13 protein-coding genes are annotated in these 19,538 nt (G+C 29.9%); 1 reads left to right on the top strand and 12 read right to left on the bottom strand.

Features of this window, described 5'->3' with window-relative positions; genetic code table 11:
* Positions 1-94: 94 nt before the first annotated feature.
* Positions 95-1,039, bottom strand: coding sequence for a CAP domain-containing protein (locus L3B96_RS20600; protein WP_238948448.1), 945 nt, complete (start codon positions 1,037-1,039; stop codon positions 95-97).
* Positions 1,040-1,476: 437 nt separating this feature from the next.
* Between L3B96_RS20600 and L3B96_RS20595 the strand changes: the two genes are divergently transcribed.
* A complete protein-coding gene (locus tag L3B96_RS20595; RefSeq protein ID WP_238948447.1) occupies positions 1,477-2,169 on the top strand; it encodes a PHP domain-containing protein in 693 nt (230 codons plus the stop codon).
* Between the two features lie 93 nt (positions 2,170-2,262).
* Here L3B96_RS20595 and L3B96_RS20590 read toward each other — a convergent pair whose 3' ends face one another.
* From L3B96_RS20590 to L3B96_RS20540, 11 genes are all read right to left on the bottom strand, one after another.
* Positions 2,263-2,520, bottom strand: coding sequence for a hypothetical protein (locus tag L3B96_RS20590; protein ID WP_238948446.1), 258 nt, complete (start codon positions 2,518-2,520; stop codon positions 2,263-2,265).
* A gap of 158 nt (positions 2,521-2,678) precedes the next feature.
* The gene (locus L3B96_RS20585) at positions 2,679-3,275 is read right to left on the bottom strand and encodes an HD-GYP domain-containing protein (protein ID WP_038457986.1); all 597 of its coding nucleotides are present in this window, start codon (positions 3,273-3,275) and stop codon (positions 2,679-2,681) included.
* Between the two features lie 131 nt (positions 3,276-3,406).
* The gene (locus L3B96_RS20580) at positions 3,407-4,027 is read right to left on the bottom strand and encodes an HD-GYP domain-containing protein (RefSeq protein ID WP_017211121.1); all 621 of its coding nucleotides are present in this window, start codon (positions 4,025-4,027) and stop codon (positions 3,407-3,409) included.
* A gap of 292 nt (positions 4,028-4,319) precedes the next feature.
* Complete coding sequence (locus L3B96_RS20575) at positions 4,320-7,070, bottom strand: calcium-translocating P-type ATPase, PMCA-type (protein WP_238901235.1); 2,751 nt, start codon at positions 7,068-7,070, stop codon at positions 4,320-4,322.
* Positions 7,071-7,249: 179 nt separating this feature from the next.
* Positions 7,250-9,031 (bottom strand): DNA helicase RecQ, encoded by a 1,782-nt coding sequence (recQ, locus tag L3B96_RS20570; RefSeq protein WP_238948445.1) that lies wholly within the window; start codon positions 9,029-9,031, stop codon positions 7,250-7,252.
* 320 nt (positions 9,032-9,351) lie between these two features.
* On the bottom strand, positions 9,352-10,383 hold the full coding sequence (locus L3B96_RS20565; protein WP_238948444.1) for a sugar diacid recognition domain-containing protein: 1,032 nt from the start codon (positions 10,381-10,383) through the stop codon (positions 9,352-9,354).
* Positions 10,384-11,080: 697 nt separating this feature from the next.
* Positions 11,081-12,223: a glycerate kinase gene (locus L3B96_RS20560; protein ID WP_171787497.1), complete on the bottom strand. Its 1,143-nt coding sequence runs from the start codon at positions 12,221-12,223 to the stop codon at positions 11,081-11,083.
* Between the two features lie 75 nt (positions 12,224-12,298).
* Positions 12,299-13,585: a GntP family permease gene (locus L3B96_RS20555; protein ID WP_238948443.1), complete on the bottom strand. Its 1,287-nt coding sequence runs from the start codon at positions 13,583-13,585 to the stop codon at positions 12,299-12,301.
* A gap of 645 nt (positions 13,586-14,230) precedes the next feature.
* Complete coding sequence (locus L3B96_RS20550; protein ID WP_238948442.1) at positions 14,231-16,765, bottom strand: FAD-dependent oxidoreductase; 2,535 nt, start codon at positions 16,763-16,765, stop codon at positions 14,231-14,233.
* Between the two features lie 112 nt (positions 16,766-16,877).
* Positions 16,878-18,131 carry a UV DNA damage repair endonuclease UvsE gene (uvsE, locus tag L3B96_RS20545; protein ID WP_238948441.1) on the bottom strand — a complete coding sequence of 418 codons (1,254 nt, stop codon included), beginning with the start codon at positions 18,129-18,131 and terminating at the stop codon, positions 16,878-16,880.
* 161 nt (positions 18,132-18,292) lie between these two features.
* Positions 18,293-19,516, bottom strand: a complete 1,224-nt coding sequence (locus L3B96_RS20540) for an FprA family A-type flavoprotein (RefSeq protein WP_012060639.1) — start codon at positions 19,514-19,516, stop codon at positions 18,293-18,295.
* Between the last annotated feature and the right edge of the window lie 22 nt (positions 19,517-19,538).

Here is a 19,538-nt window from a genome sequence, read left to right as displayed (position 1 = left end):
TTATATAGAACTGCTAATTATTTTGTATAATCAGCAGTTCTTACTTAACTTATGTATCATGTATATTTATATTAACAACATACTAGTCCAAATATTAATTTGAAAAAGTCTGAGTTCCCATATATTTATCATTACCACTAATTACACCTATACCAACCTTAGTGTAAGAAGGATTCATCATATTTGCCTTATGCCCCGGCGAATTCCACCACTGATTGAATAATTCAACTGGTTCATAATTGTTGTATGCTATATTTTCTCCAGTTGTAGTATATTCATAGTTAATTGCTTTTAGCCAGCTTGTCCAATTATTGCCCTCTGGAGTAGTATGGTCAAAATAATTGTATTGTATCATATGGTTACTCTTATACCTAGCTACTTGAACTAACTCATTATCCATAACTAAAGGCTTTAGACCTGCTTCAGTTCTTTTTTCATTCATTAACTCAAAAATTTTATCTTCTGCCATTGTTTGTATACTTATAGAATAATTTCTTGGTAATTGAGGAAGTCCATTTATATCAATAGTATCATTACTAGCTTGTCCATCATATGCTGAATTAGTCAAAAGTTTACTTGAATCATTTGATGATTCTATTAACTTTCCAGACTCATCAAAGCAATAAATCTTTCCTGCAATATTTTGAATTCCTGTTTGCATTGCTCCATTGCTATTCATATAATACCATTTATTATTATCCTGAATCCAACCTATCTGCATCACTCCACTATTATTAAAATAATACCAGGTTCCATTGATATTATTCCAACCTTCTTGCATTACTCCTAAATTATTTAAGTAATACCAATTTCCTTTATCATAAGTCCAATCTGTTTTCATTCTTCCACTTTCATTAAAATAATACCATTCATTTGAAATATTCTTCCATCCTTTAGCTACCTTGTTTCCTTCTTTATAGCTCCATGTTCTATCATCATTTTGAGTCCATTCAGCAGATGCTTTTAACGGTGATAGTGTAGCAATTGTTGCAGCCATAATAACTGTACTTGTAATTCTTGTAAAAAAAGTTTTCTTCATTAGTTTTCCTCTCTTCTTTTGTTATTCTGTTATCTTACATATAGTTATGTATAACTCCCTGTAAAATCGTTTTCAGAACCACATATAAAAGTTTTTCCATATAATTATTTTACCATAAATTCGACATTTTTCAACCCATTTTATTCTAAAATATTTTATAATAGCTAAACAGACTATATAATTGTCTTTTTTCCTTCTGATTTATTGTAAATTTATTATAAAATAGTTATATTCATATATATTTTTTCTTTAAGTACTTATGTCTTTAAAAATTTAAATACAAATTTATTGTTACAGCATATATATAATATAAAGAATTTATGTTAACACAATTTTTTAATTAGGTTAATTTTTATGCAAATATAACAATTAATCACTTTAACACCTGCTTAATAAAATCATATATTAGAAATAGATAATATTTCAATGGAGTTATAATGTATAAAAAAGGTGATTTCCATATCCACTCAACTTTCTCAGATGGAAAGTGCACCCCTAGGGAGATTGTCATTCTTTCCAAGAAAAGAGAGGTTGATATTATTTCTATAACAGATCATAATAGTACATCAGGTTTAGATGAAGCTATCATGGCTGGTGAATCTCTTGGTGTAAGAGTCATTCCTGGCGTTGAACTTTCAACTAAATACAATTCTTCCAGAGTTCATGTTTTAGGCTACTTTAAAGATGATAGCTATAAAAATGAGCTTTTAGTTGAAGTATTAAAAAATGTAAAGAATCATAAAATTTCAAATATAAAAAAATTGCTAGGAAAAAATCTAGATTTTTATAATACTAAGGATAAACTTTCTGTAGAGACTGGCATAAAGATTCTAAAGTTTTTTGGAGCTACAGTGGTTTTGGCACATCCTGTACTTTTAAACAAATCTGATTTTGAAAAAATCATAGAAATGGACTTTGATGGACTTGAAGCTAAATACTTCAGTAATACAGAAAATGATACCGAATACTTCTTAAAAGTAGCCAGTGATAGAAACTTACTTTACACAGCTGGGTCAGATTTCCACAGTTGCAAAGAATTTTATAGAATTCATGGGATAATAGGTGACGTTTATCTAAATGAATCTGAAATATATAATTTTTTGATACGTGGTAAGTTGCCATACTTGTAAATACTTTACTAGAATTATTTAATATTAAAAATTAGATATATGTTTAATTGAATTATTACTATACTACATATATCTAATTTCCCACTTCATAAACTATATCTCTTCTAGCCTTTTTCTTCTTTTATATATTTTGTTAGCTACCAAGCATGCTGTCACAGTAGTTCCCAAAACACATATAGCAGTTGGAGCCACTGCTATAAATCCAGCCAAAAGCAACCCTTTTCCCGAAACCTTAATATCAACACTTCTATCTTTAGACTTAAAATTTACATTAATACTTCCTGCTTCTTTATCTGCCTTACTAACTTTGTTAAAAGATCCATTCATTATCTCTTTCTTAAAGTCTAGCATTCAATCACCCCTCATATAATTTACGATTTATATTTCTGCTTTATTTATATCATATTAATTTAAATCTATTATATACAAAAAACTTCCAGCCTCAAATAAAATTTTAAACAAAAAAATTGTAACTATACTATAGAAAAAATCTATACATAGTTACAATCCTAATTATAAAGTTCATTAACTATTTTATTCCAATTGTTGAGCATGCATTCAGCTATTTTCGAATCATACATTATTCCTTTATTCTTCTTTATTTCATCTTTGCATAACTCATCACTTATGGATTTTCTATATGGCCTATCACTTTTCATTGCATCTATAGAATCACAAACTGCTAATATTCTTGATGCAAACGGTATTTCTTCTTCCTTTAATCCTTTAGGATATCCTTTTCCATCCCATCTCTCGTGATGATATAAGACTATCCTAGAAATATCTTCAAACGTACTTGTTTTACTTAGTATATTATATCCAATATACGGATGATTCTTCATTAATTCCCATTCACCTACTTCCAGGCTATCTGGTTTATTTAGAATGTTATCCGGTACTCCAATTTTACCAATATCATGCAGATCTCCTGCTATATGTATTAATTCGAGCTCTTCCGTTGTCATTCCCAAGACTTCTCCTAATTTATAAGCCATATCTGCTACTCTAGTCGAATGACCATATGTATAGAAGTCTTTTGCTTCCAAGGTTGCAACCATACTTCTTACAACACCATGATACATATCATCATTATATTGATCCAATATTTCTCACCGCCTTACTAATTTTGCTATTCTTACTAAATATAATATCATAAAATCTACTGTGTTTGAATATAATTATTTAATTCAATTAAGATAATTAAAATACTTTTCAAATATTTATAAAAACTTGACGATTAAATCACAATATAGAATTCATTGTTAGGATCATATTCTTGTGTAATTTCGCCCCAATTTTTAATGATGCAATCTACTATTTCAGGATCATACATTATACCTTTATTTTTAATTATTTCATTCTTACATTCTTCATCGCTTATTAATTTTCTATAAGGTCTATTACTTTTCATAGCATCAATAGAATCACAAACTGCTATTATTCTAGATCCTAATGGTATCTCTTCCTTACATAATCCATTTGGATATCCTCTTCCATCCCATCTTTCATGATGATGTAGTACTATTTTTGAAATAATATCTAAGCTTTTTACTTTGCTTAATATTTTATACCCTATCTCTGGATGCTTCTTCATAAGCTCCCACTCTTGTAGGTCAAGTTTACCTCTCTTATTTAGAACACTATCAGGAACCCCAATCTTACCTATATCATGCAAATGCCCTGCAATGTGCAAAATCTCTAATTCTTCATTCTGTATCCCTAAATACATACCAAGCTTATTCGCCATATTTCCAACTCTAGTAGAGTGTCCAGCGGTGTAAATATCTTTTGCATCCAATGCTGCAACCATACTTTCTATTATATCGTGGTAAACTTCACTACTAAATAACATACTCATAATCATACCTCCTTAAATCAAATTAAAACCATTTATATAAAATTAAACTCTAAATCATATTTAATTTACTTAAATTATCTCTCATTGAAAATTATTATCAATTATATTATATCCTATTTTACTTATTAATCAATATTTAACTTTTATCATAATTTTATGATAAATATGAATATTATCACTAAATACCCTATTAACTTCTTACCTTTATCACCGCTATTTTTTAAGAACAAAAGTGCATAAAAATAAGGGGAGTTAAATTAACTTCCCTTAGCTTTTAAATAACACTATTTAATTATTTTCTAAACATTCTTATAATAAATTTTATAACTTCATTTACTACTATAACCATAAATGCTAACCCTAAAACTTTACTCCACATTATCACCGATAAAGCAACTGAGCTAAAGAAAGTAGTAAATACTTGAGTAAATATTATTTGAGCCAATCCAGTTATAAATATTACTTGAATAGCTATCTTATTCTTAAAAAAGTTAGGAAATATGCTTTCTGCCCCAAATTCTCTGCAGTTAAATGCATTAAATAGTGCACTAAATGCAAATAATCCAAATAAAACAGTTTCCATCTCACTTGCAAATCCGTTTTTTTCTGTGGATGCTCCTAAGATATTGTACTTCATCTGTATAAGTAAAATTGATGTAACATATATTGCATTTAATATTATTGAAGTAATCATACCTTTTGTAATTATACTTGAATTTCTATTTACAGGTTTTCTATTAAAAACATTCTTTCTAATTGGTTCTAACCCTAGAACTAGTGCTGGGGGTCCATCCATTATTATGTTAATCCACAATAATTGAATCGTAGTAAATGGCATTTCAAAATTTAATATTTGCGAAATTATTGCAACTAAAAATGCTATTATGTTTACAGTAATCTGAAATTGTATGAATCTTTGAAAATTTTCATACACGCCTCTTCCCCACTTTATTCCATCAATGATAGTAGTAAAATTATCATCTGTTAATATTATATCTGCAGCATTTTTAGAGACTTCTGATCCTGAAATACCCATAGCTATTCCAACGTCTGCCTTTGTTAATGCTGGCGCATCATTTATACCATCACCAGTTACTCCAACTACTTCCCCATTGCTTTGAAGAGCTTCAACAATTCTCATTTTTGTCTCCGGCTTACTTCTAGCTACAATAGCTATATTTTCAATCTCATTTCTTAATTCTTTATCATTTAAAGTATCAATATATGTAGCTTCTACTGCTTTTTTCCCACCTTTAAGCATTCCAAGCTCATTTCCTATTGCTATGGCTGTATTTATATTATCCCCAGTCAACATCTTAGTTTCAATACCAGCTCTTTTAGCTGCTTCTATAGCTTTAGCTACATCTTCCCTTAGTGGATCTCTTATGGCAACAAAACCACTGAATATTAGTCCGTTGTTTCCATCTAATAGTTTAGGTTTTAAAATACTTATCTCACTTGTAATCGCAGCCTCTGCTTCTACATCTTCAATAATCCTAAATCCAAACCCTAGAATTCTCATAGATTTAGCCTGTAGTTTCTGTATTTCTTTTATTATTTCATTTTTTCTCTCTTGTGTAAGATCTATAAATTTATTATTTATAACTTCATTAGTAGCATTTGATAACAGTATTTCAGGCGCTCCTTTTACGAGTACTACATTCATTCCTTTAATCTTCATAACAGTAGCCATGAATTTATTTTCAGAGTTAAATGGTATTTGATGAATCACTTCACTTTCTTTTCTTTCCTGTTTATAATCATATTCCTCTAGATATGAAAGTAGTGCACATTCTGTTGAATTACCTAAGTAATTTAACTTATCTCCCTCAAAACTTATATCTGCCGTTGAGTTTACAAGGCAATTCTTCACAAAATAATCATCTATATCATTTTTATCATCAAAGAACTTTCCATTTAAATAAAGATTCTCTACAGTCATCCTATTCTCAGTTAAAGTACCTGTTTTATCTGAACAAATAACACTAACAGAGCCTATAGTTTCACAAGCTTCTTTTTTTGTTACTAACGCATTAATCTTAGCCATCTTTTGCATTGTTATTGCTAGCGTCATATTAATCATAGTTGGCAACCCTTCTGGCACCGCTGCAACTATTAAAGCAATACATACAACAAAAGCTGTTTTAATAGGATCTATAGAATTTAAAAACGATATTACTCCTGATGTATTTATATTCAAATCACCAGATAGAATCATTTTGGTAACCATAAATATAAATAGTAAACCTGCTATAACGCTTGATATTTTAGTGATTGTCTTACCCAAATCCCCCAATTTTCTTTGAAGAGGTGTTTCTTCTTCATCTATTTGAAGAGTTTGAGCTATTTTACCCATTTCAGTATTATCACCAGTTGAAGTTACAACCATTGTCGCTCTACCATAAGCAATTAGAGTTCCGCCAAATCCCATATTAATTTGCTTTGCTGGAATTGGATCCTGTATTTCTTTATTTTCTTTTACTTGTATTTCCTCCATATTAATAATTACTTGAGCATTTTTTGTAACATCTTCTGATTCACCAGTCAACATATCTTCCCTAACCTTTAAATCTATTGTCTCAATAAATCTTCCGTCTGCTGGTATCATGTCTCCTGTTTCAAGATATATGATATCTCCTGGAACTAAGTCATTTTTTCCTACTTGAGTTACTTTGCCGTTCCTCAACACCTTTACAACAATATCTTCTGTCATTTTGGCCAAAGCTTCTGCTGCCTTTTTTGATTTTCCTTCTGTAATTATTCCAATAGTTATTCCAATTGCAACAGCACATACTATTCCAACTGAATCATAATATTCTCCAATAATTGCACTAACTAAAGCCGCTATCAAAAGAATAAGCATCATGGGTTCCAGTAACGCATTTTTTATTTCTTCAAATATATTTCCTTCTTTTTTATGAGTAAATTCGTTTTTCCCATACTTCTCAGCTCTCTCTCTTATGGATGAATCATTTAGACCAGCCTCTAAATTGACATCTAGCTCTTTTAAAACTGATTCTATATCTTTATTAAAATATTTCATTAACTAAACTCCTCTTATTAACATATAGCCCTTCAAATATGATTCTAAAATCTTTCAATATATTTTAACATAAAACATAGTCAATATTAAGTTAACTTATAATATCGACTTGACTACTAGTTTATATTATTCATTATAACCCATTTTACCACAGCAGTATCAATTTTTAGATACTTTTGTTAATTAGCTTCTTTTTGCGCAAACATTCTTATTATATTTAATAACTCTCCCCCATAAGCTTCAATTTTTTTTGTTCCAACTCCTCTGATCTCCAACAATTCATCTAATGTTCTAGGTCTACTATTAGATATTGCAATCAAGCTTGTATCTGAGAATATTATATAAGGCTTTATTTTATCCTTATATGCCCTATCTTTTCTCCAAGATTTTAAAGCTTCAAATAACTCTTTATTTATTATAGGCTCCCTGCTATCTAATATCTTAAATACAACTGATTCCTTGCTTTTTAAAACTCTAATTGATCTAGAATTAAGTTTTAACATTGAATATGTGCCTTCTTTCAAATCAACGTATCCATCATCTAGTAATTTTTTTATCAACTCTTTTATAAAGGTACTTCCATATTCCTTCATTATTCCGTATGTTGTAACTTTATCTAAATTATTTTGTATTATTTTAGGTCCCTTAAAACCTTTTAAAATATCAACAAGAACTGATATTCCATACTGTTCTTTTGTTCTAAAAACTGTGGACAAAATCATCTGACTTTCTTTTGTAAAATCTTTTAATTCATAATCGTTTAAGCAGTTACTGCATTTATTACAGTAATTTAGCTTCCGATCATTTCCAAAGTAATTCAATATATATTTTCTATAGCATTCCTTTAAATTACAATAATCAATCATAAATTGGAACTTTCTAAGCTGAATTTCTCTTCTATTCATGGAAGAACTTCTATTTATAATATATTCCACTCTACTTATATCTTCTTCACAATAAAATAAGTAACAGTCACAGTTCTCTCCATCTCTTCCTCCTCTTCCTATCTCTTGATAATACGATTCTAAGTTTTGAGGAAAAGTAAAATGTACTATGAATCTAATATTTGACTTATCTATTCCCATTCCAAATGCATTAGTCGCAATAATTACATCTAAATTCTCATATAAAAACTCTTCTTGAAATCTTTCTTTCTCTTCATCTTTGAGTCCACCATGATACTTACCAACATTAAATCCTAGATCCCTTAAATAATAATATAAATTATCTACTTCATTTCTTGACGCGCAGTATACAATACCAGATTCACCTTCATTTTTTCTAATTATATCCTTAACAGTTTCAATCTTATCTACTTCCTTAAGTATATTAAGACTAAGATTTTCCCTATTAATATCGCCTTTATATATATAAGGTTTCTCTAACCCCAATAATTTGATTGAGTCTTCTCTAACTTCACTTGTTGCTGTTGCAGTGAACGCTGATATTATAGGTTTAACTTTAAGACTTTTATAAAAATCTGATATTCCTAAATAACTCTGCCTAAAATCATGCCCCCACTGAGATACACAATGTGCTTCATCTATAGCAATTTGGCATATATGAAGATCTTTAATCAATTCTCTAAATATTTTGGATTCTAATCTTTCTGGTGATATATATATTATCTTGTACTCCCCCATAGATGCTTCAATTAATATACTTCTTATAGTGTCCATATTCTGAGTACTATTTATATATGCGGCTTTAATCCCAGCCCCAACTAGATTGTCCACTTGGTCCTTCATAAGCGATATTAAAGGAGATATAACTATAGTTACACCTTGCATAATTATAGCTGGAATCTGGTAACAAATAGATTTCCCTGCCCCTGTAGGCATAAGACAAAAAGTATCCACACCATTTAAAATACTATTTATAATCTCGAACTGCCCTCCTCTTAGAGTATCAAATCCGTAGTATTTTTTTAAAGCATAAAATATCTTTTGTTTAGTATCCATCTTTGCTTCCCTTTCTCTTATATATAATAAATTCTACTTGTAAATTTCTTTTTTAGCATATTAAATGAAATAACGAGTCAAAATGCCATTATTATTTTTCATTAGGCAATGAAATAGATTGCTCATGTTAAGCCCATTAAACCAATATGCCATTGAGAAGAACCCAAATCTGTGATTTGGTGTGAATCTCTTACTCAGCGAGTGTACGCGAGTCGAGCTTCCCATGTCTGAAAACAGGCTTGGCAGATGGACTTGTTATTTTTCAATTATACCTTAATACTAGTATATACCACATAATTAAAATCTTAAACATAAAATGATTATCTCCAAATTAACCCACACAACAACTCAAATAATTCTAATAAATTTTTCGGATTTTTTCCTGTTAATTTTTTTATTTTTTCTAGCCTATAATTTAAAGTATTTCTATGTATATTTAATCTATTAGCCACATTACCGATATCACCATTCTCTTCAATATATGCCTGTATAGTTTGAATAAGTTCTAGTTTATTCCCTGCCTTATCAAGATTTGACATCATTGATATCAAAGGTAACTTATTGTCATGTGATAATTTTATAAAAAATCGCAATTCATCATAGCTATAAACTAAACTTAATGATTTTATCTTCGCACCAAATTCCATCGCTAATTCTGCACTTTCTAGCGAAATAGCTGCAACATCTTCCATTGCTCCAATGCTTATTCTCTTTACATCTTTATTTGTTTTTAAGTTTTCTAGTAATCCATTATATAGATCCTTAGACGTAACAAAAAATGCTATTCTATTATCATCAACCTCACTATAACTTGAATACTTCTGATACAATATTTTAAAGCTTCGAGAATTTATATTTCCATCCACAAGAATAACTCTGCATTTTTTCGTAAGATCTATTCCATAGCTTTTAGCTCTTTGATGGAAACTTTCATCGTATTTTGTCTTTCTATGAGTTAGTTCATTATAAAATTTCTGCATATTTAATCTTTTGTTCTGAATTTCCTCGTCTGCTTTAGATTGTTCTATTAATAAAACTGCTGTTACACGAACAAGTTTACTGAATCTTCTTACCTCATCAGGGTGTCCAGTTATCCCGATCACACCTATTACTTTGTCATTGATAATAATGGGTTCATTAACTCCAGGTTTCATTCTGTCATCTTCTTCAAAGACTTCGTTTATTTGTTGGTTATCTATAGCTTTCCTGGCGCCTTCATGCAAATTCCCAATCCTTTTACTATCACCACTGCCTATAATTATTCCACTTTCATCCATAACATTTATGTTATAAGGAATTACATTCATCATTTCTAAAACAATTTTTTGTGCTATGGTTTTAGATAACGTCATATCAACCATCCCTTTCTAATCTATAGTTATATTATAAGAATTCAAAGCTATAATTAGTATAGTATCTATTGAAAAATATAAATCTAATTCTTAATTTTTCTATCTATAGATATCCAAATTTAAAACTAAACTGATGTGATAACTTACCGAAATCATAAATATTTTGTTCCGAAAAGCTATGAAAATATCGCTGAAATTTCTAAGCAGCAGGTTGTATCCAATTTAGCATGCTCCAACTTTCAGTTTGACAAGCTAAATTGGAACAACCTACAGCTAAGAACCTTTAACAGCTCATTTTCAAATGTTTTCTCCACAAATATATTTATGATTTCTAGTGAAGATATGAACTCAAAGTTTTAGAAAATTTGCAAATATGTTCATCTAATAAGTCTAATTCTTGAATTAGATATCTATACAAAGATAACCCAACTATAATCTATACTTATGCGTATAGCTCACCGAAATTAATAATATACTTATGTTCTAGTTGTAAGATACTCATGGTTTAAGCATAGTTTATGATTGTGTTATCTATATACAATACCTATTATTATACTTTTTAACACTAAAACAAAGCTAAGTATATATAATAATTAGATTATAAAGCAAAAGCAATATCTACATTATCATAATATATAAATTAAAAGTGCGTCTTAAAATAAAACGCACTTTTAATATTATACTTATATTGGATTAATCACAGTAGATTCATAAGCCTAACTATATTTTCAGCAGTCTTTTCAATATTCTCCTGACCTTTTACCAAAGCTTCTTCTAACGGAGTTGCCCCCTTAGTTATTCCAAATATTGAATCTATTCCACTTTCATATAGAACTTCTATATCTTCACCAACTCTTCCCGCTAATGCAATTACCGGCTTATTATGTTTTTTAGCAATTGTAGCAACACCTAAAGGTGTTTTACCGTATTGAGTTTGAAAATCTATGCTTCCTTCTCCAGTCCATACCATGTCTGCTTCTTTCACTTTTTCTTCTAATGAAGCATATTCTATCACCATTTCAATACCTTTTTTTAGAGTTCCATTTAGAAATGCCATAAGTCCAGCTCCAAGTCCTCCAGCTGCTCCGGCTCCTGGTTCATTTAAAACATCTTTTCCCAATTCTTTTTTTATTACGTCTGCGTAATGTTTTAAATTATTATCTAATATTTCTATCATTTCCTGTGTTGCTCCCTTTTGTGGTCCAAATACATTTGAAGCTCCTTTTTCACCACAAAGAGGATTATTAACATCACAGGCTACCTCAATTACGACGTCTTTTAATCTTGGGTCAAAATTCTTTAAATCTAAACTATTTAGTTTTCCTAATTCTCCACCACCAAGAGCTAATTCATTGCCTTTATCATCTAATAGTTTTCCTCCAAGTGCCTGTATAACTCCTGCTCCCCCATCATTAGTAGCACTTCCACCAATACCTATTAACAGTTTTTTTACACCTCTATCTAAACATGCCTTTATAAGTTGTCCAGTACCATAAGTTGTAGTTAGTAAAGGATTCCTCTGATCTGGTGGTACTAAATGTATTCCACTTGCACTAGCCATTTCCAATATTCCTATTTCTTTATCTCCCAAAATACCATACTGCGCTTCTACTTCATTACCAAGGGGCCCAATTACCTTTAATGAATATATTTCTCCATTAGTAGCATCTACTAATGACTGCATAGTTCCTTCTCCACCATCAGCCATAGGCACATGTAAGCATTTTATACTACCGTTTGCTTTTTTTATTCCTCTTTCCATTGCCTCGCAAGCTTCTTTTGCTGTCATGCTCTCTTTAAAAGAATCAGGTGCTAATACAATAACTAAATCTTTTTTCATTTTCAACGCTCCTAACTAAATTTTTATATTTTGTGAGATTATTAAATTGAATAAATTTTACTTATACTTATCTTATTATTTTATAAAACCGTATATTATTATTGATACGATGACCATAGATCCTCCAACTATAGATTCATATGGCATTAATTTCATACGTTCCTTTATATTCATTTTTACTGCATCTGCTGATGCGTGGAAGAAGTTACCATGAGGTAGATGATCGATAACTACAGCTCCTGTGTTGATCATAATTGCTGCACTTAAAGGTGCGACACCAACAGCTAGTATTGCTTTCGCAAACGTTCCTGTTGCTACAATTGCACCTGTAGATGTTGAAGCCGTAGCTGCTGCCATCAATATACCTGATATAGGTGCTAAAAATACTCCTGAAATGCCTGTTTGTTGAATACAATATACTACTGCATCACTTAAATTTGATTTAGAAATAATACCCGCTATTGCTCCAGCACCAATTAATATCATTACAGTTGGTGTCATTCTATTTAATCCTGATGTTGTATACTCAAGAATCTTACTACGTTGTCCCATTGCAAACAATCCAATTAATCCTGCTATAGGCAATATATACATTGCATCTATTTGAATAGCCGCTAAGAATTTCAAATGCAACATATTCGCTATAGGATTAAGTGCTAATAATATTACAGCAACTATTGGTGCTACCATAGCCTTCCCAAAGCTTGGCTTTACCTTATTATCTACTCTAACTGGTATTTCTGATTCTTTAATCATTTCTCCTTTTTTACTAATTAATGTCGCAACAAAATATGTAACTATAAGTCCAATTACTGCTGGTATAAATGCTCCTATCATAACTTGTGCTAATTCAACATTAAATCCTTTAGCTACCGCAATTGTATTAGGATTTGGAGAAATTATATTTCCAGCCTTACCTCCTCCTATCATAGCTAAAAGTATAGACGACTTAGTGATTCCAACTTTTTTAGCCACTGGAAGTGCTATAGGTGCAACTATAATAACTGTAACCGGTATGAAAACTCCAACCGCTGTTATTATCATGCTTGATAGTGCAATTGCTAAGAGAACCTTTTTCTCTCCAAATTTTTCTACTATAGTCTCAGCAATTTTCTCTGCCGCTCCAGATTCAATTAGAACACCTGCAAGCACTCCTGCTGCTATTACACGAACAACTGCTCCCATTACGCTATTCGTACCTTCAATGATAGCCTGTGCTGTATTAGCCAAACTGGCTCCACCAATAAGTCCGCCGATAACAGCTCCTCCAAAAAGCGCATATACAGGATTCACTTTCCTTAAAATTAGTATTATAGCGATTACTAATCCAATAATCGCTCCACTCCAATGAATAACTGCCATTATATTTCCTCCTCAAATTTAATAATTATACAAATTTATCCTTTATTATACCGTGTAAGCGAGTTAACGTTTACTAACATATACATAATAATATATTTATTAAGCTCTTGATATTGTTTACTTGACATTTTTTTTTGTGTATTTGAACAATAAACTCTTAATTTAAATCTTATGTGCTACTTTATTAGTTGAATTCTGATGCTACACACAGCTTTTAAAGATCTATGCCTTTTTAAGCAAAACTGCCACTGTATCTAGTCTTTATTCATAAATTTAATATTATTAAACTCTGAGAGTCTGCCTTTTAATAATATAATCTTAACTATTCTACCTGTTTTACTTATTTAATTTATTTAATCTATTGTGCATTATAACAATAATCTAATCTGTATTTTTCTATTTTATTATTATTACCAATTAATCAGTAAAATCATTTTATTTTATTGACATTAAATCCCATCATATAAAACTTCCCGTTCTAATAGAATAATTTTGTGATGAAACTTAATTCATATTTCTATATAACCTCTACCAGATCTGTATTTCAAAAATTAAAAGCTACCGACATTTTGCCGGCAGCCTTAGAATAAAATAACCAAATTCAAATTAATTTCGTTATCTCCAAATTTAAATTATCTTAAATTTCTATTTGAACATATCTTTAAATAATCTACTTTCCTTCACATCTTGAGTTACTTTAGCCAAGTTACTAGTATCTCCAATTAAAATAGCTCCACATAAACGATTGTTTGCAAAATAATATTTTGTATATGTCTTTTTAACTGGATCTTTAAACTCAACTGTTTTATATTGAATTTCTGGGTTCTTACCGTTGTCACCAATTGCATACAGTGAAGTATTAGCTCCATTAAATGTTAATGCTGCATCTACTGTTTCATAAGTTAATGAATCTCCTGCTGCATTAGCACCTGCTACTTTTCCCATTTCTAGAGCTTGTGGCCATATTCCATAGTTTACTCCATTATATTCTGCACAATCTCCACATGCATAAATATCAGAAACATTAGTCTCCATTTTTTCATTTACTATTATTGCTCTATTAACATCAATTCCTGATTTCTGAGCTATTTTAGAATTAGGTACAATACCACAAGATATAACAACTAAATCAGCTGCAATAACTTCTCCTCCATTAATTCTAACTCCGGTAACTGAATCTTCGCCCTCTATTTCATCAATTTTCACGCCTAATCTCACATCAATTCCTTTATCTTTAATTATTTCTTCAAGGAATTTTCCGCCTTCATAATCTAATTGACGTCCCATTAATTTATCAGCAAGCTCTAATACTGTAACTTTACATTTTGCTTTTGTTAATTCCCATGCAGCTTCAAGACCGAGAACTCCTCCACCTATTACAACTGCATTCCTTACATTTGGCAATAATTCTGTAATTTTATCTGTATCAGAAATTCTACGAATTGCTATAACTTCTTTCTTATCTTTCCCTGAAATTGGTGGAACAAAGCATTCAGCTCCTAAAGCATATATACATTTATCATACTTTAATTTAATTCCATCTTTAAACACAGCCTCTTTATCTTTAGCATTTATTTCAATTAACTCTCTGTCAAGAACATTTGTAATATTATTTTCTTTATACCAAGCTTCATCATGAACTGCAATTTGTTTCGAATTAAATTTAGCTATCATTGACTTTGTAAGCATTGGACGATTATAACCTAGCACATTTTCATTAGAAACTAATACTATAGAGCAAGTTTCATTTCTTTCTCTTATAGACGTTGCAGCGCTTATACCTGCCGCTCCATTTCCAAGAATTAGATAAATTTCATTTGTATTATTTTTATAATTGCTATCATCTATTTCAACTGGTACGAAATTTTCTTTTCCTACACCACAAACTGGACATATTTCAAGACTTGAATCAAATATTTCTCCACACACTAAACATTTTACTAATGTTCTTTTAGCTGATTTTTTCTTTGGATTCTCTTTATTTTGAAGTATACATCCAAAATTATATCCATAATCATAAGCCTCACTTAACTCACTATCACTAGGCTTAAATTTAATTCTAAATCCATCATCCACAACCTTCATCCTAAGTTGTTTTAATCTTTCTATAATGTGTGGAACTCCTTCACCACTCCATCCATAACTTCCAAAGGCACTAGCAAGTTTTCCTCCGTGTGTTCTAGCAAACATCTTTATAGTTAAATCCCAAATTGGCTCTAAAGCCTCACCAACTATAGTAGGTGTTCCAAATAAAATTCCATCAGCGAATCCTAATTCTTCAATTACTTTTTCCTTATCATCTTCTACTAAATCGTACGATCTTACATCTATATCTCCGCTATCTTTAATACCTTCTGATATTTTACCAGCTAACTCTTTAGTATATCCATACGCACTAACATAAGGTATAATTACTGTTTTTCTTGGATTTGGATTAACTACAGTACACCATTCTTTATAAAGTTCCATGATTTCATCAATCCTACAATCTATAACTGGACCATGCCCAGTACATATCATATCAATATCTAGATCTTTAATTCTATCTAATGCCTTAACCATGTATGGCGTCTTAAAAGGCCCAATGATACAATCAAAATAATATTTAGTAGCTCTTAAGTAACCCTCATTATCTTTAACCTTACTCAATAATATTTCATCAAAACTATAGTGAGATCCAAACGAATCACAAGTTATAAGGGTTTTATCCTCTTCAATATATGTATACATTGTATCTGGCCAATGTAAATTAGGTAAGAACATGAAACGTAATGTTTTATCTCCCAATTCTAAAGTATCATTTTCTTTTACTGTTATGCTATAAAAATCACGATTTACAATATTCTTTAGAAATCCTATAGCAACTTGTGTACCAACTATTTTAATATTAGGATTGATTTCAATAAGCTTTTCTATACTCCCAGCATGATCAGGTTCTGTATGATTTACTACAATATAATCAATATCATTAATATCAACTAATTTATTTAATGCACTTAAATACCCATCCCAAAATTTAGCTTTGGCAGTTTCAAATAATACAGTCTTTTCCCCTGTTTTAAGTAAGTAGGAATTATAAGATGTTCCAAACTCTGTCTCCATAACTATATCAAATACTTTTAAACCAGGATCTAAAACTCCTGTCCAATAAAAATTCTTTTTTAATTCTAATATTTCCATATAAAATTCCTCCCTATAACTTTCATCTATATGAAAATATTATACCTTTTTTTATAGTAAAACTGTATCAAATACTAGAAAATTATTATAATTCACAATTAATAAATCTATTTTATAGGAAATAATACGAGTTTAAAAGGTATGATTCATTATATTTTACAGCTATCTTAAACAATTTATTTTTTATTGATTTTATTGAAACTTTTCCATTTTTATAATCTTCAATACTTTTTAAAAAGCTCATTTTCTCTTTATCATCTGCTAAATTCTTAAAATATCCCCATACATGTAATGCAGTATTTATTGAATTTCCAATTGTTATTTCCTCTTCCATGGCATCTTCAATATAATTATAAAACTTAACCGCTGGATACTGAGTTTTATCTTTAAGTAGCTTCCTTATTTCTAAGTAATTTGAAGGAGAATTCTCTAAAACCTTGTATTTATATCTTCCCCATTCTTCCTCAAGTTTTTTTATTTTAGCATTTTCAGCTATAGAATTTATACACTTTACAGCTGAAAAATTTTTATCCTTAACTTCAAGCATTATATCTATATCTTTCCCTTTTACACTTTCATAGAACTCTATAAACTTATTAATTTTTATTGTATTTGAATGAGAGCCTGCCTTTTTTAATGGGTCTTGCTGAGAATAATGTATTTTCTGCCTTCCATCTTTCTCTTTCCATGTTTTATTGCACTCACTTATCCAATATGAATCGCTTTTTTCTCTATCATAACAATTTATCTCATTATGAAGATTATCAAAAACAACTGGAATATTTAGTCCATTTCCTATTTTAAGAACATCATTTATATTGTACGATTTATCATCATTTTCAATAACAAGTCTTTCTTTCACCTGATCATTCAAACGTTTATAATTATCTGCGAATCTTTTTATCGCCTGCTCTTTATCATTATAAACTCCACCAATATGCAATATAATTTTATGATTTTCTCCAACTCCAAAGTTATCCAAAACTTTAACATGATAATTTAAATCTTCAATTGCTCTCTTTACAACATCATCACTAGGAGAATTAAGCACTGTATATTGCCCTGGATGCATCGATACCCTTATATCATTATCCATAATCTTTCTACCTATTTCCCCAAATTCTTGGGAAAATATATTCCACCATGATAATTGGTTCAAATGACTGGATCCGAATGGTATTAAGTCTGAACTAATCCTAAAAAGCTTTATATTATTCTTTATATTATATTCAATTATATTTTTAAGAGATTTCAAATTATACGATATTATTTCCAATAGCTTTTCTTCAGTTAAACTCTTCGAAGTACAGCTTTTTAAATTAGTATCTGGAACTCCTATTGTTAAACACGCATATCCTATACTCATTCTTTAATCTCCTTTTCTAAGAATCATAATTACTCATACCTTTGCCTTAGTACTCTTTTCTAAACAAAGTCAAAACCCATTCTTTAACTTGTCATTTTTAAAATATGATAACTAAAATTAGGACTTATTACAATAAGTCCTAATAAAATAACAATTACATATTAATTTTTATTTAGATTTTCTTTATTTAAAAGCAGGAATCCAAAATTATAACCATAATCATAAGCATCACTTAACTCACTCTCACTTGGTTTGAATTTAACACGGAATCCTTCATCAACAACCTTCATTCTAAGTTGCTTTAGTCTTTCTATAATATGAGGAACAGCTTCCCCACTCCATCCATAACTTCCAAAAGCACTTGCTAGTTTATTACCATGAGTTCTTGCAAAGATTGAAGTAGTTAAATCCCATATTGGCTTTAGAGCCTCACCAACTATTGTTGGTGAACCAAATAAAATACCATCTGCAAATTCTAGTTCTTCAAGAACTTTGTCTTTATCTGCCTCTACCATATCATAAACTCTAACATCTATATCTCCACTAGCCTTAATTCCTTCTGCAATCTTTTCTGCTAATTCTTTTGTATACCCATACGCACTTACATATGGTATGATTACTGTCTTTCTAGGATTTGGATTTGAAACATTAGACCACTTCTTATAATATTCCATAATTTCATCTATTCTACAGTCAAGAACTGGACCATGTCCTGTACAAATCATATCAATTTCTAAATCTTTAATCCTATCTAATGCTTTAATCATGAACGGATTCTTAAAAGGTCCAATAATACAATCGAAATAATATTTAAGAGCTCTTAAATATCCCTCATTATCTGTAACCTTACTTAGTAGAATTCCTTCAAAACTATAATGAGAACCAAATGAATCACAAGTAACTAAAGTCTTATCTTCTTCAATATAAGTATACATTGTATCAGGCCAATGTAAATTTGGTACTGACATAAAACGTAAAGTTTTGTCACCCAAGCTTAAAGTCTCATTTTCTTTAACTATTATTCCATTAAATTCTCTGTTAACAATATTCTTCAAGAATCCTATAGCAACTTGGCTTCCAATAATCTTAATATTAGGATTCATTTCAATAAGTTTTTCTATACTTCCTGCATGATCTGGCTCAGTATGGTTTACTACAATATAGTCAATATCCTTAATATCAACTAGCTTATTTAACGCCTTTAAATATCCATCTAAAAACTTAGCCTTTGCAGTTTCAAATAATACTGTTTTTTCACTTGTTTTAAGTAAATAAGAATTATAAGAAGTTCCAAACTCTGTTTCCATGATAATATCAAATACCCTTAAATTGGCATCTAATACTCCTGTCCAGTATAAATTTTTTTTCAATTCTAATATTTCCATGTAAAAATCCCTCCCTAGATAT

This window comes from Clostridium sp. YIM B02569 (assembly GCF_022320765.1).
Taxonomy (GTDB): Bacteria; Bacillota; Clostridia; order Clostridiales; family Clostridiaceae; genus Clostridium; species Clostridium beijerinckii.
The sequence above is the reverse complement of the archived record's forward strand: the minus strand, read 5'-3'. Positions and strand labels throughout refer to the sequence as shown.